18 protein-coding genes and 2 other annotated features are annotated in these 22303 nt (G+C 28.3%); of the genes, 2 read left to right on the plus strand and 16 right to left on the minus strand.

What is annotated here, in order from left to right; all coding sequences use genetic code 11:
* Window positions 1–1659 carry an endonuclease MutS2 gene (locus Q5F54_RS00300; RefSeq protein ID WP_302333861.1) on the minus strand — a complete coding sequence of 553 codons (1659 nt, stop codon included), beginning with the start codon at window positions 1657–1659 and terminating at the stop codon, window positions 1–3.
* A gap of 183 nt (window positions 1660–1842) precedes the next feature.
* Between Q5F54_RS00300 and Q5F54_RS00305 the strand changes: the two genes are divergently transcribed.
* Window positions 1843–3294 carry an aminoacyl-histidine dipeptidase gene (locus Q5F54_RS00305; protein WP_281537330.1) on the plus strand — a complete coding sequence of 484 codons (1452 nt, stop codon included), beginning with the start codon at window positions 1843–1845 and terminating at the stop codon, window positions 3292–3294.
* 85 nt (window positions 3295–3379) lie between these two features.
* Here Q5F54_RS00305 and Q5F54_RS00310 read toward each other — a convergent pair whose 3' ends face one another.
* From Q5F54_RS00310 to infC, 12 genes are all read right to left on the minus strand, one after another.
* Window positions 3380–3727, minus strand: coding sequence for a PepSY domain-containing protein (locus Q5F54_RS00310; protein WP_071119405.1), 348 nt, complete (start codon window positions 3725–3727; stop codon window positions 3380–3382).
* Window positions 3728–3758: 31 nt separating this feature from the next.
* Entirely contained in the window at window positions 3759–4901 is a 1143-nt protein-coding gene (locus Q5F54_RS00315; RefSeq protein WP_288525422.1) for an XRE family transcriptional regulator, read from the minus strand.
* A 315-nt stretch (window positions 4902–5216) separates the two neighbouring features.
* Window positions 5217–7628, minus strand: a complete 2412-nt coding sequence (locus Q5F54_RS00320) for a DUF3656 domain-containing protein (RefSeq protein ID WP_288525423.1) — start codon at window positions 7626–7628, stop codon at window positions 5217–5219.
* Window positions 7629–7725: 97 nt separating this feature from the next.
* Window positions 7726–8334 carry a cell division protein ZapA gene (gene zapA / locus Q5F54_RS00325; protein WP_083334993.1) on the minus strand — a complete coding sequence of 203 codons (609 nt, stop codon included), beginning with the start codon at window positions 8332–8334 and terminating at the stop codon, window positions 7726–7728.
* 22 nt (window positions 8335–8356) lie between these two features.
* Entirely contained in the window at window positions 8357–10747 is a 2391-nt protein-coding gene (gene pheT / locus Q5F54_RS00330; protein WP_288525425.1) for a phenylalanine--tRNA ligase subunit beta, read from the minus strand.
* 16 nt (window positions 10748–10763) lie between these two features.
* The gene (pheS, locus tag Q5F54_RS00335) at window positions 10764–11783 is read right to left on the minus strand and encodes a phenylalanine--tRNA ligase subunit alpha (RefSeq protein WP_277230796.1); all 1020 of its coding nucleotides are present in this window, start codon (window positions 11781–11783) and stop codon (window positions 10764–10766) included.
* A 52-nt stretch (window positions 11784–11835) separates the two neighbouring features.
* Window positions 11836–12065, minus strand: a binding site (T-box leader).
* Between the two features lie 52 nt (window positions 12066–12117).
* Complete coding sequence (locus Q5F54_RS00340) at window positions 12118–12915, minus strand: RNA methyltransferase (RefSeq protein WP_281537333.1); 798 nt, start codon at window positions 12913–12915, stop codon at window positions 12118–12120.
* A 2-nt stretch (window positions 12916–12917) separates the two neighbouring features.
* Window positions 12918–13589, minus strand: coding sequence for a TrkA family potassium uptake protein (locus Q5F54_RS00345; RefSeq protein ID WP_071119400.1), 672 nt, complete (start codon window positions 13587–13589; stop codon window positions 12918–12920).
* A gap of 41 nt (window positions 13590–13630) precedes the next feature.
* Entirely contained in the window at window positions 13631–15007 is a 1377-nt protein-coding gene (locus tag Q5F54_RS00350; protein WP_277230801.1) for a TrkH family potassium uptake protein, read from the minus strand.
* A gap of 218 nt (window positions 15008–15225) precedes the next feature.
* The gene (rplT, locus tag Q5F54_RS00355) at window positions 15226–15582 is read right to left on the minus strand and encodes a 50S ribosomal protein L20 (RefSeq protein ID WP_071119399.1); all 357 of its coding nucleotides are present in this window, start codon (window positions 15580–15582) and stop codon (window positions 15226–15228) included.
* Window positions 15583–15642: 60 nt separating this feature from the next.
* Window positions 15643–15837, minus strand: a complete 195-nt coding sequence (gene rpmI / locus Q5F54_RS00360; protein WP_071119398.1) for a 50S ribosomal protein L35 — start codon at window positions 15835–15837, stop codon at window positions 15643–15645.
* A gap of 27 nt (window positions 15838–15864) precedes the next feature.
* Window positions 15865–16374 (minus strand): translation initiation factor IF-3, encoded by a 510-nt coding sequence (gene infC, locus Q5F54_RS00365; RefSeq protein ID WP_074010952.1) that lies wholly within the window; start codon window positions 16372–16374, stop codon window positions 15865–15867.
* 400 nt (window positions 16375–16774) lie between these two features.
* Here infC and Q5F54_RS00370 point away from each other — a divergent pair, with 400 nt between their 5' ends.
* Window positions 16775–18178: an ATP-dependent metallopeptidase FtsH/Yme1/Tma family protein gene (locus Q5F54_RS00370; protein WP_277232181.1), complete on the plus strand. Its 1404-nt coding sequence runs from the start codon at window positions 16775–16777 to the stop codon at window positions 18176–18178.
* 46 nt (window positions 18179–18224) lie between these two features.
* Here the strand turns inward: Q5F54_RS00370 and thrS are convergent, their stop codons facing one another.
* The 3 genes from thrS to ytxC form a co-directional block, all read right to left on the minus strand.
* Window positions 18225–20144, minus strand: a complete 1920-nt coding sequence (gene thrS, locus Q5F54_RS00375; protein WP_277232178.1) for a threonine--tRNA ligase — start codon at window positions 20142–20144, stop codon at window positions 18225–18227.
* A 55-nt stretch (window positions 20145–20199) separates the two neighbouring features.
* Window positions 20200–20425: a binding site (T-box leader), on the minus strand.
* 55 nt (window positions 20426–20480) lie between these two features.
* Window positions 20481–21083, minus strand: a complete 603-nt coding sequence (locus tag Q5F54_RS00380; RefSeq protein WP_288305435.1) for a DUF445 domain-containing protein — start codon at window positions 21081–21083, stop codon at window positions 20481–20483.
* A 121-nt stretch (window positions 21084–21204) separates the two neighbouring features.
* Window positions 21205–22005, minus strand: a complete 801-nt coding sequence (gene ytxC, locus Q5F54_RS00385; RefSeq protein ID WP_281537371.1) for a putative sporulation protein YtxC — start codon at window positions 22003–22005, stop codon at window positions 21205–21207.
* Window positions 22006–22303 lie beyond the last annotated feature (298 nt).

Genomic DNA, 22303 nt, shown 5'->3' on the forward strand with positions numbered 1-22303 from the left:
TTATATCTTTAGTTTTTCTATACTTTCCCTTAGTTTCTCAGCTTTTATTCTTTCTTCTTCAGCTTTTATTCTATTTTTTTCTGCACTTTGTAATATGTCTTCTAATTCTATATTATCAGTATCTATAAATTCCTTAGCTCTAGTTATTATATAATCACTAAGTCCTAATTTTTTAGATATTTCAAAGGCATTTGATTTACCTGGAACACCTATTAATAATTTATAAGTAGGACTTAATGTATCTAAATCAAACTCAACTGCAGCATTTTCTACACCATCTTTAGTAAGTGCATAATTTTTTATTTCAGTGTAGTGAGTTGTAGCTATACATCTAGCTCCAGCCATAGCTACATCTTCAAGTATTGCTATAGCAAGTGCTGCACCTTCTATAGGATCTGTACCTGCACCTAATTCATCAAATATAACTAAAGAATTTTCAGTTACATCTTTTAATATAGACACAATATTTGTCATATGAGATGAGAATGTTGATAAACTCTGTTCTATACTTTGTTCATCACCTATATCCGCAAATATGTTGTCATATACACACATGCTACTTCCATAATCTGCGGATATATGAAGCCCACTTTGAGTCATAAGAGCAAATAATCCAACAGTTTTTATTGTTACAGTTTTACCACCTGTATTTGGCCCAGTTATAACTAAAGTATGAAAATCTCTTCCTAAATACACACTATTAGGTACTACAGTTTTTCTATCTAATAATGGGTGTCTACCATTTTTTATATTTATAAACTTATCTTTATTTAATGTAGGTTCTACACCTCTCATTTTCATTGATAACTTACCTTTTGCAAAAGCAAAGTCAAGTCTACCTAGTATCTCTTGATTTGATATTAAATCTTCACTTACTTCACCAACCATAGCTGATAATTCTTGAAGTATTCTTTCTATTTCTTCTTGTTCACTAAGCCTTAATTGTCTAAGTTCATTGTTCATATCAACTATACTCATAGGTTCTATGAATAATGTAGCTCCTGATGAAGATTGATCATGAACTATCCCTGCAACTTGAGATCTATATTCAGCTTTTACAGGAACGACAAATCTATCTCCTCTTACTGATATTATTGCATCCTGTAAATATTTTTGATATGTAGTTGATGATATTATAGAGTTCAATTTAGATCTTATAGATTGATTCTTTTGAACTATTCTTCTTCTAATATCTCTAAGTGTTGATGATGCATTATCTGATATTTCTAATTCACTTATTATTGCATTATATATTGCATCTTCTATCTCTCTATATGCATATAATCCATTTGATAAAGATTGTATTATTGGATAATTAAAATCTTCTTCATCACTACCTGATAGACTATTTCTTAATGTTCTAGCAGCTCTTAAAGTATCTGCTATCATTATTAAACTTCCTGGATCAAGGCTTGCTCCTACCCCAGCTCTTTTTACTTTATCTTCTATATCATGTATTCCTTGTAATCCAACATATCCTCTTTTAGTAAGTATTGATTGCGTTTCACTTGTTTCTTGCTGCATATACTTAACTTCTTCAAAATCTGAACTTGGAACTAACTCTTCTATATATTTTAAACCTAACGAAGATGAAGCTTTACTTTTCAATAATTCAATTATTTTATTGAATTCTAAAACTCTCAGCGATTTTTGGTTCATAATGCCTCCTTAAATTTTCATTTTTTTATTTCTATTTTACTATGTGTATTTTACACATTTTGTATTATACTATTTATATGGCTATTTTATATTATACATAATGATACTTTATTTGTGATATAAAAATATTATTTACTATTTTTTAAATATCTATCTTAACTTAATCTAAAAGGAGTTGTTTTTATGGAAAATGTTTTAAATGGATTACAACCTGAACTTGTTTTCAAATATTTTGAAGAAATATCTCAAATACCTCGTGGTTCTGGAAATGAAAAAGCTATAAGTGATTATCTAAAAAAGTTTGGTGAGGATTTAGGCCTTGAAACTATACAAGATGATACTCTTAATATAATAATAAGAAAACCTGCTACAAAAGGGTATGAAAATTGTCCTGGTGTAATACTTCAAGGACATATGGATATGGTTTGTGAAAAGAATAAAGATACCGACCATAACTTTGTTACTGATCCTATAAAATTAAGAGTTGAATATGATATGATATATGCAACTGGAACTACTCTAGGTGCTGACAATGGTATAGCTGTAGCTATGGGAATGGCAGTACTTGCATCTAATAACTTAGAACACCCTGCTATAGAAGTTTTAATAACGACTGATGAAGAAGCTGGAATGAGTGGCGCTATGGCTTTCGATGGCTCTCTATTAAAAGGTCAATACATAATAAATCTTGACTCTGAAGAAGAAGGATATTTACTAGTTAGTTGTGCTGGTGGAGTTACTGCATTATCTGAACTAAATGCTGAGTATACTAATATTGATTCTAATAAACAACCTTTATTAGTAGAAATAAAAGGATTACTTGGTGGACACTCTGGAATTGATATAATAAAACAAAGAGCCAATTCTAATATATTAATGGGAAGACTTTTAAATTTATTATGTATTGATTACGACTTAGCTAAAATTCAAGGTGGTTCTAAAAACAATGCAATACCTCGTGAGTGTGAAGCTATAATAGTTGTAGATAAAAATGATGTTGAAAAAACTAAAAATTGTATAAATGAAATAATGAATACATTTAAACATGAATTCAGTACTTCTGACCCAGGCATAAATATAGAATGTACTGAAACTACTGTTGATAAAGTATTTGATGATAAAACAAAAACAAATGTAATTAGTTTACTAAACTTAATACCTAATGGAATACAAACTATGAGTATGGATATAGAAGGTCTTGTTGAAAGTTCAACAAACTTAGGTGTTGTTCATACCACTGAAAATTCAGTTACATTTGAGTGTGCTGTTAGAAGTTCTGTAAAAACATTAAAAGATGATATAACTAATAAAATGGATCTACTTGCTACAAACTTAAATGGAAAATTAATTTTAGATAGTGATTATCCAGCTTGGGAGTATGCTAAAGGTTCTAAATTAGAAAAAATATGTGTTGAAACTTACGAAAAATTAACTGGTAAAAAGCCAATTATAATGGCTATACATGCTGGTCTTGAATGTGGATTATTATTAGATAAAATGCCTCATGCACAAGCTATATCTCTTGGACCTGATATGTTTGAAGTTCATACGCCTAATGAGCATTTAAATATATCTTCTACTAAACGTACTTGGGATTATTTAGTTGCTATATTAAAAGGTATGAATCAATATTAATATATACGTTTCTCGTTAAACATAACAATGAGCTATCTGCAAATTTAATTTGCAAATAGCTCATTTATTTTTATATAATTTATATCTATTCTGTTATAATCTCTCCAGTATATTTATCTATCTTTATATTTCCTAGGCTTTGTCTATGTGTATGTGTTTCATGACTTCCATCATCACTATCTACTACTTCAACATAAACATCTATGAAATATAAATCTCCTATTAATTTTATATCCTTATCTTCAACTAATATATTATCTCCATACTCTGCCTTTAATATATTTATAGCTGTATCTTTTGATATAGGATTTATGCTATCTTTATCTATACTATTTAAATTAGTATCATTATTTTCTTGAAATTTACTGCAACCAAATATAGATGAAGTTATTATTAATATAAATAAACTTATGCCTATAATTTTTTTATTCATAAAAAACTCTTACTACTATATAAGTGTTTAATTATCTTTTTTTAGATTTAAAGTTAACTTTTGTAACCTTTGATTTTTTGTTATTTATAGTATTTCTTTCTGTAGTTAACTTTCCTTCTTTAAATCCTAATAATACTTCTACTTCATCTTGATTTAAGTGTAATCCCCAATTTGATAAATTCATTACTAAACTAGCCTTACTTATTATATTATTATCTATTAATACATCTATAGATTTTTTTAATAGCATCGGACTTGTAGCTTTTATATTTTCTTCTAGGGGCTCTTTCTTTAACCATCCCTTTTTATCCATTTCATTCATTAAGTACATATATTTTTTGTAACTTATTTCACCTAATTGATATGATCTTAATATTATAGCTGATATTGGAACTATCCACTTTTTCTTTAATTCAACATAATCTTCTAAGTCATTTACCATTTTTAAATCTTGTATAAAACTTTCTTTAGGCATTAAAAACGCACAAGCAAATTCATCTTTAGAAAATTTCTTTGACTGTATATTTGCCTCAGTTGCTACGATATATGCTAATTCATATGCTAAATCATAGTTTCTTGTACATGCTGATTTTTTATCATTACCTAAAGATACAAAGTATCTACTATTTCCATTTACAGTTTGTTTTTGACTAAATGATAAGGCTCCTTTTTTGTTTATATTAGCATCAGATACTATCATTCCATTTATCTCAAGTAAGGTTAACATGTTACCTATAATGCCATCCCCTAAATTCCAGTATCTTCTTACCTTAGTTGCTAACTCTTCTATATCTTCATTTTTATTTAAATCAGTTGGTATATTCATTTGTGGGAATTGGATATACCCTTCTAAAAATGTTAATATCCTATGAGTCATAGCTAATTTTTCTTTAAAAGCTATTTGCTCTACTTTTGGTATTGTACATTCTGGTCTTATATGTGTAGAATCTATAGTCATTTTTATATTGTCTGCATATTTAAAGAATTCTCTTGGAAATCCTAGTGCATTTGATAGCTTCATTTCATTTTCTAATGTTGGTTTATATTTATCTTCTTCAAATGCAATTATATCTTTTTTATTTATATTAGTTTCTTTAGCTAATACATCTATTGTTTTACCTCTATACATTCTAGCTTCTCTTAATTTTCTTCCTATAAATGCTTTTTTGCTCATATTTAAGTCTCTCTTTCATTGTTTATAGAATTTATTTTAATAAAAAATTCGCTACGCTCATATCGCCAACGATATGACACTCGCTACCACTTTGATCAACATGTTGGCGAAGCATTTCGGTCACATCCGTTGCTTGAGCCACTGCGTGGGCGAAATATTTCAAAATGTCATTTTTTAAATTTCTTCATTTTTAAATTATTAATGCTCTGGATAATTTTATACCCAGAGCATTATTTAACTTTTATTATTTTGTAATATTATCATATTTGCTTAATATAGTCAATTTTACATATTATAGCACTAGAATATGATTTATTATTCTACACCTTTGTAGTAATGACCTGCTGTTGTACCCTTTTCATCTAATTTATTATAAAGTTTAGTAGCTTTTGTTGCTAATTTATAATCATTAGATAAAACTTCTTGATAGGCTTCTATAACTTCTTTAACAGTCTCTTTATCTTCTAATGTAAAGTCTAATCTAAGTACATTTATACCTATTTCATGTAATTCATATAAGTTGTCTAGCATACAAGTTACATTTGAATTATATATTGTACTCCTACAGAATATATCTTGTGAAACTCTAAATTCATCACCTTTAGAATTTCTTAATGCATATATACTTTCTTTACATTTAGCAACTCTTTTATCCTTTTTACAATCACGAACAATTACTCCCATAGGACAGTATTCTGTTATCATAAGTGGAGTATATCCATATACTACAGATTCTATATTTATATCAGTGTACTTTATTGTTTCTTTTATCTCGTTTATATTTAACTCTTGAGATATACATAAAGTATCTGCACCTATTTCTTTATAGTAATTTATAGTTTCACTATTAAATGCATTTAAGTAGTAATCTATGTTTAATTTTTTATCTTTAAAGTAATCTATTGAACCATAGTTTCCTACTTGTACAGATTCTACACCTGCATTATTAGCTTTTGCTAAATGATTATATTCTTTATTTCTTATTATTCTAGGTGCTGAGTATATTACTTTTTTATTATACTTCATAGCTAAACTCATACCTTTATCTATTGTGTTAGTATCTTCATAATATATTCTATCTACACCACATTCTAATGCACTTTCTAGTTGTTCTAAGTTTTTAACTTTAACAGAAATTTCCTGTTGTTTATTTCTATTATATAGTACTGGCTTATACTTAACTATTTTATTTTTATATTTTCTATTTTTTATACTTACTCTTTCTTTATCTAAAAGTTCAATACAATCTCTTCTCATTTGATTTAGTAAACTTATTGGTAAACTAACATTATCATCTAATTCAATTTCTAATAAGTCTAATTCATAAGGTGTATTTCCAAGTTTTCTTAGTTGAGTTTCTACTTTTTCCTTACTTAAAGCAACCTTCATAGCTTCTTCAACTATTTTATCACCTTCTATAGTGGCTTCATTACTATGTCTATCTTTTAATGTAAGTATTGGCTTTTGACCTAATTTTATAGTAATTTTTGCATCAATTATATTTTTTACAAATTCTTTATCTTGTGTAAATGTAGCTTGAACTCTATCCATTAGTTCACTATCTGATGTTTTAAATACTATTTGTCCTTTTCTAGCTTCCCCAACAAAGTCAAGCTCTATAGTTTCACCTTTATATCCTATAGTTTCTATATTTCCATTTTTTATTATTCTACCTATAGTACCGCCGCCAAGGTTTATACCATCACCCTTTTTAAGAGTATTTGCTAGTTTTATTTTTAATCTTTTTGCTTTTTTATTATAATCTACTACTGTACCAACATATAGTCCTTGGTTGTTTGGAAGTTGTGAGTTCATCATATCCTTACCAACATCACCTAGTAATAATCCTTTAGTGAATTTTCTATTAAATATTGTATATAAATCATTTATTGTTTCATCTGAAACATTTAATTTATTTGTAGCTAAATATTCATCTATAGTTTTTCTGTATCCATCTATAACAGTTGCAACATACTCTGGTCTTTTCATTCTACCTTCTATTTTTAGAGAATGTACTCCTGCATCTATTACTTTATCAATTTCTTCTATTGCATTTAAATCTCTTGGACTTAGTAGATAATCTCCGTTGCTATTTACAACTTCTCCTGTGTATACATCAATCAGTTCATATCTTTGTCTACAAGGTTGTGCACATCTACCTCTGTTACCTGAACGATTTCCTATCATAGAACTCATTAAACATTGTCCAGAATAGCATACACACAATGCTCCATGAACAAAAACTTCTATATCTGCTTTACAATTGTCACATATATACTTAATTTCTTCTACTGTAACTTCTCTCGCAAGTACTACTCTATCAAATCCTACACTTTCTAAATATTTAACATCTTCTAATGAGTGTGCAACCATTTGAGTACTTGCATGTAATTCAAAATCAGGTAATTCTCTTTTTATAAGTCTAGCCATACCTATATCTTGAAGTATTATTGCATCTACATCTATATCATATAAAAACTTTGCATATTCTAAGAAATCTTCTATTTCATTTTCTTTTCTTAATGTATTTGTAGTTACGAAAACTTGTACACCTCTTATATGAGCATATTTTACAGCTTCTTTTAATTCATCTCTATCAAAGTTATTTGCAGATGCTCTTGCTCCAAAATCTTTTCCTCCAAGGTATACTGCATTTGCCCCATTTTGTACCGCAGCTTTTAATGCTTCAAAAGACCCAACGGGTGCTAATAATTCTACATCTCTCATATTGTCCTCCTTCAAGGCATATTTATACTACCTATATAATATACCTTAAATACTAAAATTAAAACCTTCAGGTTCCCCTGAAGGCTTAATTTATTTTTTATCTAGTTGCTTTATAAAATTTTAATTCATTTTCAATCTCTATCTTTTCCAATTGTACTCTATATGCGTCATTTTGGAATTTAGAAGACATTTGCTCAGCAACTCTAGCTTTTTCTTCAGCAATTTTAGTTAAATCTTTAAGTTCATTAACTTCAACCTTATACTCTTCAATTTGCTTATCTTTAGATTGAATATCACTTTCTAATTTAAAAATTTTACTTTTTTGCTCTTCAATTAACTTATTCAACTCATCTATCTTTGTCTTTAAGTCTTCTTCTTCTTTTGCTTTGCCTTGTAGAGATAATTGTAATTTCTTCATCTCTAATTTTAATTCTTCTTCACCAGTACCAACCTTTTTATTAAGTTCTTCGTTTTCTTTTGATAGTTTGTCATTTTCCTCGCCACATTCAAATAGTTCATTAGCTATATTTACAGCTGATAATATAGCTAATACTGATGTGCTTAATTTAGGATTTGCTTCACTTATTCTTTTAATTTCTTCATCAACATATCTTGCTACATTTAACATATGTTGTTCAGATTTCTCTCCTACCATTGGATATTCAGAACCATTAATTTTTACTATAACTTTATTCATTTCCTTCATACTAACACGCCCCCTACGTTAGTTAGTTTGATCTTAAGTTTGCGTTTAATTTCTCACTTAGCTCACTTAATATCTTTTCATGTACTTTTGCTACATCTTCATCAGTTAAAGTTTTATCTTTACTTCTATATGTTATAGAATATGCTATAGACTTATGCCCTTCTTCTATTTGAGCACCTTTGTAAACATCGAATAATTTATAACTTTCTACTAAATCTTCACCATTAGCTTTTATTATATCTTCTATTTGTTTAACAAATACTTCATCTTTAACTATTAATGCTATATCTCTAGATGTAGATGGATATTTTGGTAATGGATTGTATGACTTAGTTAAGTTTAAGTTTTCAAATACTGTATCTATATTTATTTCAGCTACATATACTCTTTGTCCTAAGTTGTAGTTTTCTATAACATCTGGATGTAATTCTCCAAAAGTTCCTATATATATATTATTATACACTATTTTTGCACATCTTCCTGGGTGGAATGTTAAATTTGTAGTTTCTGGCTCTATTTCATAACCTTTTAATCCTACATTATTAAGTACAGATTCTATAACTCCTTTTAACACGAAGAAATCTACTTCTTTACCGTACATTCCTACACAGTATTTCTTAGTCTCTATTGGTAATCCTTCTTGTGGTATAAATGTATTTCCACATTCAAATGCAGATACTTCTTCAACTTTATGAGATATATTTGTAGATATAACATCTAACATATTAGGTATTAAAGTAGTTCTCATTACAGAAGTTTCTTCACCTAATGGGTTCATTATTTTAACAAAGTTTCTCTTTTCATCATCAGCTGGAAGATTTATTTTATCTACACCTCTTGGGCTTACAAATGAATATGTTAATATTTCATTTAATCCGCAAGCTATAGAGTTAGATTTTACATTGTCTATAAACTTTTGTTTTTCAGTTTTTACACCTGCAGTAGCATTACCTTCTAAACTTGCAGATGGTATATTGTCATATCCATATATTCTAGCTATTTCTTCTAATATATCTGCATCTTCAGTTATATCTAATCTAAATGTTGGAACTTCTAACTCTAAAACTTCAGAAGATACTAAATTACATTTAAATTCTAAGCTTTCTAATATATTTATGAATTGGTCCATAGGTACATTAACACCTAATAATTTATTTATTCTAACTGGATTAACAGTTACTTTTTGAACCTCTTCTTTTTGTGGATAATAGTCAAGCATTCCATTAAGAACTGTACCACATCCTAACTCTTCTATTAATTGACATGCTCTATTAACAGCTTCTTCTGCTAAGTTTATGTCTATTCCTTTTTCAAATCTTGAAGACGCTTCTGTTCTAAGACCTAATTTCTTAGATGTAGCTCTTATGTTTTCTTTAGCAAAACTTGCTCCTTCTATAAATATAGAAGTTGTTGTATCTTTTATTTCTGAGTTTTCTCCACCCATTATACCTGCTAAATCTAAAGTTTTATCTTGGTTTCCTATAACTAACATATCTGATGTTAAAGTTCTTTCAACACCATCTAATGTAGTGAACTTTTCACCTTCTTCTGCCATTTTAACAGTCATTTTATTGTATTTTATATCATCTAAATCAAATGCATGAAGTGGTTGTCCAAGCTCTAACATAACGTAGTTTGTTATATCAACTATGTTGCTTATAGGTCTCATTCCTGCTTCTATAAGTTTTCTTTGCATCCAGTATGGAGATTGCCCTACTTTAACATCTTTAACTACTCTACCACAGTATCTCTTACATAAATCAGTTTGTATATCTATTTCAAATGACATTTCTTCATCGCAAGCCTGAACTTTTATTTCAGGATATTTTAATTCTTTTCCTAAAGTAACAGCAGCTTCTCTAGCTATACCTATTATTGATCTACAATCTGGTCTGTTTGAAGTTATTTCAAATTCTATTAATGCATCGTTTATTCCTAAAACATCTCTTACATCCATTCCTAACTCAAATGAATCTTGATGATCTAGTATATATATTCCATCTTTTTTATGATCTTCAACAAATGCAGATGGTATAGTTAATTCTTCAGCACCACAGAACATTCCTTCTGATAATACTCCTCTTAACTTACCTTTCTTTATTTTGAAATCTCCAGGTAATACTGCACCTATTCTAGCAACTGGTACATAATCTCCTACTTTTATATTTGTAGCATTAGTTACTATTTGAAGTATTTCTCCGTTTGCAACTTCAACCTTTGTAACTTTTAATCTATCTGCATCTGGATGTTGTTCTATTTCAAGTATCTTACATACTTCAACTCCGTTTGTTTCTTTTCCAAAGAAATCTACTTTTTCAACTTTTGAACCTGTCATAGTCATCATATCAGCAAATTCTTGTGTATCTATATCTATGTCAACATAGTCTCTAAGCCATTTTAAAGGTACTAACATATTCAAACCCTCCTAATTAAAATTGATCTAAAAATCTCATATCATTTTCGAATAATAATCTTATATCATCTATTTCGTATTTAAGCATAGTTATTCTATCTACACCCATACCGAAAGCAAATCCACTATAAACTTCTGGATCTATTCCACAGTTTCTAAGTACGTTTGGATGAACCATACCTGCACCTAATATTTCTATCCATCCTTCTTGTTTACACATTGGACATCCAGCACCTTGACACTTAAAGCAAGTAACGTCTACTTCTGCACTTGGTTCTGTGAATGGGAAGTTATGTGGTCTAAATTTAGTTTTCGTATTTTCTCCGAATAACTTCTTAACAAACATATCTAATGTTCCTTTTAATTGAGCCATAGTTACATCTTTACCAACTACTAATCCTTCTATTTGATGGAACATTGGTGAATGTGTAGCATCTGGAGCATCAAATCTGAAACATCTTCCTGGAGCTATTATTTTTATAGGTAATTCTTGACCTTTCATAGTTCTAACTTGAACTGGAGATGTTTGTGTTCTAAGTAATAATTCACTATTTATATAGAATGTATCACTCATATCTCTTGATGGATGGTCTATTGGTGCATTTAATGCATCAAAGTTATTTTCAACAGTTTCAACTTCTGGACCTTCTGCTATAGAGAATCCCATTCCCATAAATATTTCACTTACTTCATCTATTATTTGAGATATAGGATGTTTCTTTCCTACTTTAACAGCTTTAGCTGGCATAGTAACATCTATAACTTCTTCAGCTAATTTCTTTTGCTTTTCTATAGCTTTTAATTCTTCTTTCTTTGAAGATATACTTCCTTCTATAGATTCTCTTACCTTGTTAGCAACTTGACCTATAACTGGTCTTTCTTCTGCTGATAACTTACCCATTTCTTTAAGAATAGCAGTTATTTCACCTTTTTTACCTAAGTACTTAACTCTTAGGCTTTCTACAGCTTCTATACTAGAAGTATCTTTAATTTCATTTAAAGCGGCTTCTTGTAAATTAAGTAATTTTTCTTGCACTATATATCACCCTTTCACTATTTATTCACATAAAAAAAGCCCTTCATCCCAACCTAGGGACGAAAGACTATTATTTCGCGGTACCACCCTAGTAGTCTAAAATTACAAATTTTAAACCACCTCAAATAAACTTAACGCGTTTTAACGTTAAAGCCTACTATTAATTTCAGCTTTAATACTCCAGAGGGAACTTCTTTTGAATTCTTATAAAGTACTTTCAGCCTTGATACTTTTCTCTGTGTTAAGTTAATTCAAAATACTTTTCTCTTTCATTGTATTTTAAAATATATTTTTTTATATAATTATAACATATAAAATGTATAATTAACAACTTTTAAACCAAGTATTTTTTTATCTCATACATAAGTATAGCAGAACTTATTGCTGCATTTAAAGATTCTGCCTTGCCATATATAGGTATTTTAACCAATACATCTGATTTTGATACTAATTCTTCATTTATTCCATTAGCTTCATTACCTATTACTAATGCAGTCTTATAATTATACTCAACTGTATTGTAATAATTATTTGTATCTAAGTAACTAGATACTATATCAAATTTCTTTAACTTAAGTATCCTTAATGCTTCTTCTTGAGTAGCATGAATTACATTCATATCAAATATAGATCCCATAGTTGATCTTATTACTTTTGGATTGTATATATCTACACATCCTTTTAATGCAATTATTGCATCTACTCCAGCTGCATCAGCTGTTCTTATTATAGTTCCCATGTTCCCTGGGTCTTGTATTCTATCTAAGATTAATACAAACCTATTATCATCAGTTAAATTTTTTTCTAATGTCCTTTGTTTAAATTTAACCACACCTATTATACCTTGAGTATTTTCAGTATCTGTCAAATCTTCAAAAATTTTATTAGTAGTTTTGTATACTCTTATATCCTTTTTCTTAAGTGTTTCTAAAAATTCTTTATGCTCTTGCTTTTTTTCAAAATCTTCATTTATGAATACGTAATCTAACTTAGCTCTACATTCTATAGCAAGTGTTAATATTCTATATCCTTCTATTATAAATTTTGATTCTTTATTTCTATTTTTTGATTTTAATAAAGACTTTGTGTATTTTATTTTATCATTATCTTTAGCTGTTATTATCATAGACATAACTACTTTCTCCTAATTATATCTTTATTTTCAGAAGTAATACTACTTATATTGCTACTTTGACCAATCACAACTAATATACTTCCTGCTTTAAGTTCTTCATCTGGTGCTGGTGTTACATTTATACTCTTACCATTTTTTATAGCAAGTACAGTTATTTCATATCTTGCTCTTAATTCTAAATCAACTAGAGTTTTTCCTACCCAGCTAGTTGGTGTAACTATTTCTACTATAGAATACTCTGGATCTAGTTCTATATGATCTAATATGTTATCTGAAACTAAATTATGAGCAACTCTAACTCCCATATCTCTTTCTGGGAATACTACTCTATCAGCTCCTATTTTATAAAGAACTTTTGCTTGTAATTCATCTTTTGCTTTACATACAATTTGAGATACTCCCATTTCTTTAGCTATAAGTGTTGCCATTATAGATGCTCTTATATCAGCTCCTATTGCTATTATAGCTACATCAAAGTTTCCTAATCCTATTGATCTTAGAGCTTGCTCATCAGTAACATCTACTATAGCTGCATGAGTAACTTTGTCAACTATGTTCTGAATTATTTCTTCACTTTTATCTATAGCCATTACTTGATGACCTAAAAGATGCATAGTTGTGGCTACTGAAGATCCAAATCTTCCACACCCTATAACTATATATTGTTTCATAACTTTTACCTCTCCATATACTAAATAAATTTATTTTTTATTTATCCAACTATTATTTTACCTTCTGGATACCTAATAAGAGGATTTTTCTTGACTCCTCTTGATGCCAATGCCATAAATATAGTTAAAGATCCAACTCTTCCCATAAACATAAATAGCATTATAAATATCTTTCCTAAAATACTAAGATTTGGACTTCCACCTATACTAAGCCCAACTGTAGCAATAGCAGATACTACCTCAAATCCAACTTCAAGTAAGCTAAAATCTGGATCAGTTATAGATATAATAAGAGTTCCCATTAAAAATAGAGCTACACCTATTAAAAATATTCCTAATGATTTTTTTACAGTAGTTTCACTTATCCTTCTTTCACATACTTCTATATCTTGTTTTTCTAATATAAATGACTTTACAGTTAATATTAATGTAGCTATTGTAGTAGTTTTTACCCCTCCACCTGTCGATGCCGGAGATGCACCTATAAACATTAATATTATCATAAAAAATATACTATTTTCTCTCATAGCAGCTAAATCTATTGTATTAAATCCAGCCGTTCTAAGTGTTACTGATTGGAATAGTGATGCTAATATTTTTCCTCCAAACCCTAATTGACCTAGTGTTTTTGGATTATTATATTCTAATACTAGTATAAATAGCATTCCAAATCCTATTAAAACAAAAGTTGTAAAAAGTACAACTTTAGAATGTATATTTAATTTTGATAACTTCTTATTTCTTATTAAATCAAGGATTACAGGGAATCCTATACCACCTAAAATAATTAATAGTGATACTGTTATAGTTATAGTAAAATTATTTACATAATATGTTAGTGATGAAAATGGACCACTAACTACTCCCATTAAGTCAAAGCCTGCATTACAAAATGCTGATATAGCATGGAATATACTGTACCAAATCCCTTTTAAGATCCCAAATTGAGGTATGAATACAGTTGATAATAATAATGCTCCTGTACCTTCTATTAAAACTGTTGTAAGTAATATGTACCTAGTTAGCTTAACTAATCCTGATAAATCTATTTGATTCAAAGATTCTTGTATTAAAAGTCTTTCCCTTAGGTTTATTCTTTTCTTGATTATAAGAGCAAATAATGTTGTCATAGTCATAAACCCTAATCCACCAATTTGTATTAAGGTTATAATTATTAGTTGTCCAAAAAAACTCCAATAAGTCGATGTGTCAACCGCAATTAATCCTGTGACACATACTGCCGAAGTTGATGTAAATAATGCATCTAAGAATCCTATGCTCTCTCCATTTTGAGTAGATATTGGCATATTAAGTAAAATAGCTCCTATCAATATTATAATAGCAAATCCTATTACCATTATTTGAGTAGGTTCCATTTTATTTATTAGATCAGAAAGTTTTTTTACAATTTTTCTCACTATTTTAAACCCTCCTTTGTATTTTGGGATTAATTTCAAAATAGTTAATAATCATTATTTTATTATATTCCAAAACTCTATTAAAAACAACAATACATACCTTAATTTATATAATTATATTATATATATTTAAGAGACTTTTTATTTACTAATCACTTAAAATATATTTAAATAAAAAAAGCTCTTGAATATAAAATTCAAAAGCTTTTTCTATATAATTAAGCTAATTTAGATTTAGCAACTTCTACTAACTTAGCAAATCCTTCTGCATCATGTATAGCCATTTCAGCTAACATTTTTCTGTTAACTTCAACACCAGCTAATTTTAATCCGTTCATGAATCTTGAGTAAGATAATCCATGAGCTCTTGTTCCAGCGTTTATTCTTTGTATCCAAAGTCTTCTGAAGTCTCTCTTCTTTAACTTTCTTCCTATATAAGCGTTCTTTAACGCCTTCATTACAAATGTATTTGCTGGTCTATATAATTTGCTTCTTGATCCTATAAATCCTTTTGCAAGTTTTAATACTTTCTTATGCTTCTTACGAGCGTTCATAGCTTTTTTAACTCTTGCCATCGTTATGACCTCCTTCGTCTTCCTCTGTTATTAATTGTTTATCTATTTTTTATCCGATTTTTAGTATGGTAATAATTGTGCTATTCTTCTAGCATCTCCTGCTGTAACTATTCCAGACTTTCTTAATTGCATCTTAGTCTTAGCAGCTTTCTTAGTTAATATGTGTCTTCTGAAAGCTTTAGCTCTCTTTAATTTTCCAGTTCCAGTCTTTTTGAATCTTTTAGCAGCACCTCTATGAGTTTTCATTTTAGGCATGTTAATTTCCTCCTCTCAGTTAATCATTTATTTCTTTGGATCTATCATTACAACCATGTTATTTCCCTCAAATGCTGGGGCTTTAGTTGGTTCTCCAAACTCTTTTACTATATCTATAAACTTTAACATTACTTCTTTACCAATGTCTTTATGTCCTAATTCTCTACCTCTAAATCTAAGTTCAACTTTAACTTTATCTCCTTTTTTAAGGAACTTTATAGCTTGATTAGCTTTAGTATTTAAGTCATTAGCTTCTATACCTGGTCTTAATCTAACTTCTTTTATGTTTACTACCTTTTGTTTTTTCTTAGATTCTTTTTCTTTTCTAGATTGTTCATACTTGTACTTACCGTAGTCCATTATCTTACATACTGGCGGATTAGCATTAGGTGATATCATTACTAAATCTAGATTTTTATTATTAGCTATTGTTTGAGCTTCTTTAGCAGACATTACTCCAAGTTGCTCTCCATTGTCTGAGATAACTCTTATTTCTTTATCTCTTATTTGTTCATTGATTGCTAGTTCCTTACTAATGGTAGGACACCTCCAAATTTTTTATAAAAATAAAAGCGAATGATTAAAATCATCCGCATATAAGTTAACACATTTAAACAAGTTTTATATATTAAAAAAATATATAAACTTAACTTATATTTACACTTACAACACTTATCGTAAGGTGAGAAGCGGACTTCTTCTTGTTTTCTTTATTATCTTACTTTATTTACTATATCACTTATCAATTAGTTTTTCAAGTATTTTTTTATTTTTTTTATAAAATAATTTAAATTAAGTAATCATATATACAGTTTATGGTTATACTTTAAGATATTAGAAATTTATTATTAAAATAAAAAAATTTAAGTAATAAATTTTATAAACTATGGAAAATCTAAAATAAATAAACAATTTTTATTATCTGAGGTGTATGGCTATGAAAATGTGGGAAAATTTTTTTAAGAAAATAAATAAACCAGTGCCTGTGTTTGCCCAAACAACTAAGATGGAAAAGGAAAATTCAAGTGAAGATTCTAGTTCATCTAAACCTAAGACTACATTTTGCGATGTTGCTGGATTAGAAGAAGTTAAAGAGGAATTATTTGAAATAGTAGACTTTATGAAGTTTCCAGATAAATACAAAAAAATGGGCGCAAAAATACCAAAAGGTGTATTATTTTATGGTCCTCCTGGTACAGGTAAAACATTACTTGCATCAGCAGTTGCTGGTGAAACAAATTCTTCATTCTTTAATGTTACTGGATCTGAGTTTGTTGAAAAATATGTTGGTGTAGGTGCTAAAAGAGTAAGAACTCTTTTTGAAAAAGCTAGAAAAGAAGCTCCAAGCATAATCTTTATAGATGAAATTGATGCAATAGGTGCTAAAAGACATTTAGAAAGTAATAATGAAAAAGACCAAACATTAAATCAGCTTTTAGTAGAAATGGATGGTTTTACTAAAGATTCAAATGTAATAATAATAGGCGCTACTAATAGACTTGACTTACTTGATGAAGCTTTACTTAGACCCGGTAGATTTGATAGACATGTTCATATAGGTGCTCCTAACTATCATACTAGATATGAAATTTTAAAAGTTCACACTAACAATAAGCCAATAGCTCCTTCTGTAAATTTAGAAACTTTAGCTAAAAAAACTCATGGATTTAACGGTGCACATCTTGCTAATATAGCTAACGAGGCTGCAATTTTTGCTGTAAGAGATAACAGCGATGTAATCACTGAAGTTCACTTTGACAAAGCCTTAGAAAGAGTTATAGCTGGACTTGAGTCAAAAAACTCAACTCTAATCGAGAAAGAAAAGAAAATAGTCTCTTATCACGAGGCTGGACATGCATTAGTTAGTGATTTAGTAGGAATTTGCCCTATACAAAAAATATCAATAGTTCCAAGAGGACAGGCTTTAGGTTATGTTCTACAATTACCTGATGAAGATAGATACATCTATACTAAAGAAGAACTTCTTGGAAAAATGAAAATACTTCTTGCAGGAAAAGCATCAGAAGAAATTATATTCAATCATAAATCTACTGGAGCAAAGGATGACTTAAAGAAAGTTACAGAGATAGCTAATCAGATGGTTTGTGAGTATGGAATGAGTAATCTAGGATTTATGACTTTAGATGGAAATAATAAAACATTTTTATCTGAAAAAATACAAGATGAGGCTAATAGAATAGTACAAGATTGTTATAACGAAACTTTAGATATATTAAGAAATAACATAAATGACCTACATATAGTTTCAAATCATTTATTTGAAAATGAAACTATGACTCATGAAGAATTAAAATCTTTAATAAGAAAAGAAATGTGTTAAAACAAAAAGAGTAATCTAAAATATAGATTACTCTTTTTATTATAAATTAGTCTTGTATTACATTCTTTCTACTTTCAACTTCTTCAGATATAGTAGTTATAAATTCATCTAAACTTATGCTTCCTACTTCACCGTTATCTCTTGATCTTACAGATACAGTCTTATCAGCAGCTTCCTTTTCACCAACTATTAACATATAAGGTATTTTTTGAAGTTGAGCTTCTCTTATCTTGAATCCTGTCTTTTCTGCTCTATCATCTATTTCAACTCTTATTCCTCTATCAAATAAAGCTTTTTTAACTTCATTTGCATAATCATTATACTTATCTGATATAGGTAATATTCTAACTTGAGTTGGAGCTAACCAAACTGGGAATTTGCCAGCATAATGCTCTATTAATATACCTATGAATCTTTCTATACTTCCAAATGCAACTCTGTGTATCATAACTGGTCTATGTTTTTCACCATCTTGACCTATATAAGTTATGTCAAATCTTTGAGGTAATTGCATATCTAATTGTATAGTTCCACATTGCCATGTTCTTCCTAAGCAATCTCTTAGGTGGAAGTCTATCTTAGGACCATAGAATGCTCCATCACCTTCATTTAATATATATGGTAAATTAAGCTCTTCTAAAGCTTCTCTTAAACCATTTTCAGCTGCTTCCCACTCTTCATCTGAACCTATTGAGTTTTCAGGTCTAGTTGATAATTCTAAGTGATATTCAAATCCAAAAGTCTTATAAACTCTATCAATTAAATCTACAACACCTTTTATTTGATCCTTTATTTGTTCTGGTAACATGAATATATGTGCATCATCTTGAGTAAATGCTCTAACTCTCATAAGTCCATGTAATGCACCTGATAATTCATGTCTATGAACTCTACCAAGTTCTGCAACTTTCATAGGGAATTCTTTATATGAATGTGGCTTAGCATTATAATATATTAAAGAACCTGGACAGTTCATTGGTTTTATAGCAAATTGTTGCTCATCTATATCTACAGTGTACATATTTTCTTTATAATTGTACCAATGTCCTGAAGTTTCCCATAATTTTTGATTTAGTATTATTGGAGTCTCTATTTCTTGGTATCCATCTTCTCTATGTATTTCTCTCCAGAACTTTAATAATTCGTTCTTAAGTTCCATACCTTTTGGTAAGAATAATGGGAATCCTGGACCTTCTTCAGGTATAAAGAATAAGTCTAATTCTCTACCTAATTTTCTATGGTCTCTTTTCTTAGCTTCTTCTAACATGTGTAAGTATTCTTCTAAGTCTTTGTTTTTCTCAAAAGATATACCATATATTCTTTGAAGCATTTTGTTTTTTTCATCTCCACGCCAATAAGCTCCAGCTACGCTTAATAATTTAACTGCTTTAACTTTTTTTGTTGAAGGTAAGTGAGGTCCCCTACATAAGTCAGTAAAGTCTCCTTGCTTATAGAAAGATATTACTTCCCCTTCTGGTAAATCTTCTATAAGTTCTACTTTATATATTTCATTATTTTCTTTTGCCCATGCTAAAGCTTCTTCTCTTGGTAATTCATATCTTTCAACAGCTATATCTTCCTTAGCTATTTTCTTCATTTCTTTTTCTAATTTTTCTAAATCTTCATTAGTTAATCTATGATCTAAGTCTATATCATAGTAGAATCCATTTTCTACAGTTGGTCCTATTGCAAATTTAGCTTCTGGGTATAATCTCTTTATAGCTTGAGCTAATATATGAGCTGATGTATGTCTGAATACATCTTTTCCTTCTTCATCATCAAACTTGAATAAGTTTAATTCACAATCTTCTTTTACTATATGGTTTAGTCCTACAACTTTTCCATTTACAGATGCAGCAACTACTGCTCTAGCTAAACCTTCACTTATAGACTTAGCTATGTCCATAACTGAAAGTTCATTTTCGAATTCTCTTACAGATCCATCTTTTAAAGTAACTTTTATCATTTTATTTCCTCCTTAGTTAATTTTTTATAATAAAAAAACTCGTCCCAAATAAATATATTGGGACGAGTATTAATTCGCGGTTCCACCCAAGTTGAAGTATTTAAATACTTCCTCTTGATGACTATAAGGTTGTCACCCGAACACTTTCACATTTTACAAATGCTACTAAGTTCAGCTCCAAGGTAGTTTTCAAATAGTCATATTAAGATAAGTTTCCAGCCTATGACTTATCCTCTCTGTTTAATTGTTTCTATTTTACTCTTCCTTTTCATTGCTATTTTTTTAATTATTACATTAATTATATCAAATACTTAATTTAGTATCAATAACAATATTTTATATAAATATTGTTATTATTCCTTGAACTATTCCTATAAAAAATCCTAATATAAGTCCTAATACTTCAATATGTCTTAATTCATTTTTTACAATTTGTAATATTATTGTCTCCAATTCATATAAATCTAATTCATTGATTTTATCTTCTATAATTTCTTTTATATTTATACGATTCTTTGTTTTAATTATCATTTCTTCAGATAATTCATCTATTCCTTCTCTTATTTCATCTTCGATTATTTCAGAAACATAATTTTGAACTAAATTTCTTATTGTGCTAGGAATAAGAGTCATCTTTTCACTAAGTATTAATTTCACTCTTACTTTTATGTAATCAATTATATGTTGTTTATCTTGCTCTGTTATTATATTATCCGTTATTTCATCAATAGATATAAATTGCTCTTCCACTACCTTTGCTATATTAGTAGCAATTTCTGTCTTTCTCTTTGGTATCATACCTATTATCTCTATATTAAGTATCGGTATTTTTATTGGGTTTATTGGTCTAAATATTAATTTTATAGCTATTACATTTGTTATATACCCTATTAGCCCTCCTATAACAGCTAAGATTAATATCCTAATTATGTTATTCATGCTAAGTTCTCCTTTTTTCGATATATATTTATAATTAATTATAAATATAATATACCATTAAAAAAGTAATTTTTCTAACTATATATCTTATCCCTTTATAATGAATTCATTTAGCATGAAGTTAATTTCTGTTAATACAGGTTACTTTATCACCAAATATCGATTTAATTATTTCTATTATTTCTTTAGAAGAATTATTGTTTAAAGAATCTATTATTTCTATTTTACCAGGACATAGAGTAAGAAGATTACTCATTAAAAAATCTTCATAATTCAAATTTTCTTCTATTACCATATCCATTATTTCTTCATCATTTATACTATCAATCTTATTACCATCTTTATCGTAAAGTATAAATGAATTATCTTCTTTTATATGTATTCTTAAAAGTTCTAACTTTTCTTGCTGTATATCAACAAAATACTTAAGCACATTGATAAACTCATCTTGGTCTTTTTTTATGAAGTATTCTTCCCATGCTAAGTCTACTATAGTTGATATATAATTATTAAATTCTTTCATTCTAAACTTTACAAAACCTTCTATATTTATGTAGTCTTCATTTAGTATATAATTATATACTTTTTCATATAAAGATTGCTTTATTATAAAATATTTTTCTTTAAACATATTCAATGCACACATATATATCTTTTGAATTTCTTCACTAGAATCAGAACTATATTTTTTTATTACATACTTTCTAAGAAGTTTATTTTCCATTATATCAATTATCAAGTTAACAATTTCATCTACGATTTCTTCATTATGTATTTTATCTTTATTATTATTTTTTAATACTACCTCTATATAGTCATTATTGTATGTATATTCTTTTTCAAGTTTATGGTTAGTTAATAACTTTTTAACAGATGTTTCATCTTGTCTGTTTAAGCTTAAATAAATATCTTTATTGGTCATTTTTCTCACTCCCTTCTAACATCTTGTTAAAATACCTAAAAATAAACTTCTTCTACTTTTATTATTTCTCTATATAAAGTTTTAATTCATTTTATAAACGACACCGAATGTCATTACCCTACATTTAGTTATTACCTCAATATATAATTTAGAAAGTTGAACTTAATCCACTCTCTATTTATCAATTGCTATTTATAGATCATAACAAAATACAATTTAATATACATTTTAATTTCAAATGTAATGTTTATAATTTTAATAAAATTAATTATCACTTATATATTTTTATATAAAAAAA

It is taken from the genome of uncultured Romboutsia sp. (assembly GCF_958366745.1).
GTDB classification, from domain to species: domain Bacteria; phylum Bacillota; class Clostridia; order Peptostreptococcales; family Peptostreptococcaceae; genus Romboutsia; species Romboutsia timonensis.

Coding starts and splice junctions, on each gene's coding strand:
- Q5F54_RS00340 (WP_281537333.1), bottom strand. CDS start 12,915: ATGTCTATGATAATAACAGCTAAAGATAATGATAAAATAAAATACACA.
- ytxC (WP_281537371.1), bottom strand. CDS start 22,005: ATGACCAATAAAGATATTTATTTAAGCTTAAACAGACAAGATGAAACA.
- Q5F54_RS00345 (WP_071119400.1), bottom strand. CDS start 13,589: ATGAAACAATATATAGTTATAGGGTGTGGAAGATTTGGATCTTCAGTA.
- Q5F54_RS00305 (WP_281537330.1), top strand. CDS start 1,843: ATGGAAAATGTTTTAAATGGATTACAACCTGAACTTGTTTTCAAATAT.
- Q5F54_RS00320 (WP_288525423.1), bottom strand. CDS start 7,628: ATGAGAGATGTAGAATTATTAGCACCCGTTGGGTCTTTTGAAGCATTA.
- zapA (WP_083334993.1), bottom strand. CDS start 8,334: ATGAAGGAAATGAATAAAGTTATAGTAAAAATTAATGGTTCTGAATAT.
- Q5F54_RS00370 (WP_277232181.1), top strand. CDS start 16,775: ATGAAAATGTGGGAAAATTTTTTTAAGAAAATAAATAAACCAGTGCCT.
- Q5F54_RS00310 (WP_071119405.1), bottom strand. CDS start 3,727: ATGAATAAAAAAATTATAGGCATAAGTTTATTTATATTAATAATAACT.
- rplT (WP_071119399.1), bottom strand. CDS start 15,582: ATGGCAAGAGTTAAAAAAGCTATGAACGCTCGTAAGAAGCATAAGAAA.
- pheT (WP_288525425.1), bottom strand. CDS start 10,747: ATGTTAGTACCTTTAAAATGGCTTAGAGACTATGTTGACATAGATATA.
- Q5F54_RS00300 (WP_302333861.1), bottom strand. CDS start 1,659: ATGAACCAAAAATCGCTGAGAGTTTTAGAATTCAATAAAATAATTGAA.
- Q5F54_RS00315 (WP_288525422.1), bottom strand. CDS start 4,901: ATGAGCAAAAAAGCATTTATAGGAAGAAAATTAAGAGAAGCTAGAATG.
- Q5F54_RS00380 (WP_288305435.1), bottom strand. CDS start 21,083: ATGAATAACATAATTAGGATATTAATCTTAGCTGTTATAGGAGGGCTA.
- thrS (WP_277232178.1), bottom strand. CDS start 20,144: ATGATAAAAGTTACTTTAAAAGATGGATCTGTAAGAGAATTCGAAAAT.
- rpmI (WP_071119398.1), bottom strand. CDS start 15,837: ATGCCTAAAATGAAAACTCATAGAGGTGCTGCTAAAAGATTCAAAAAG.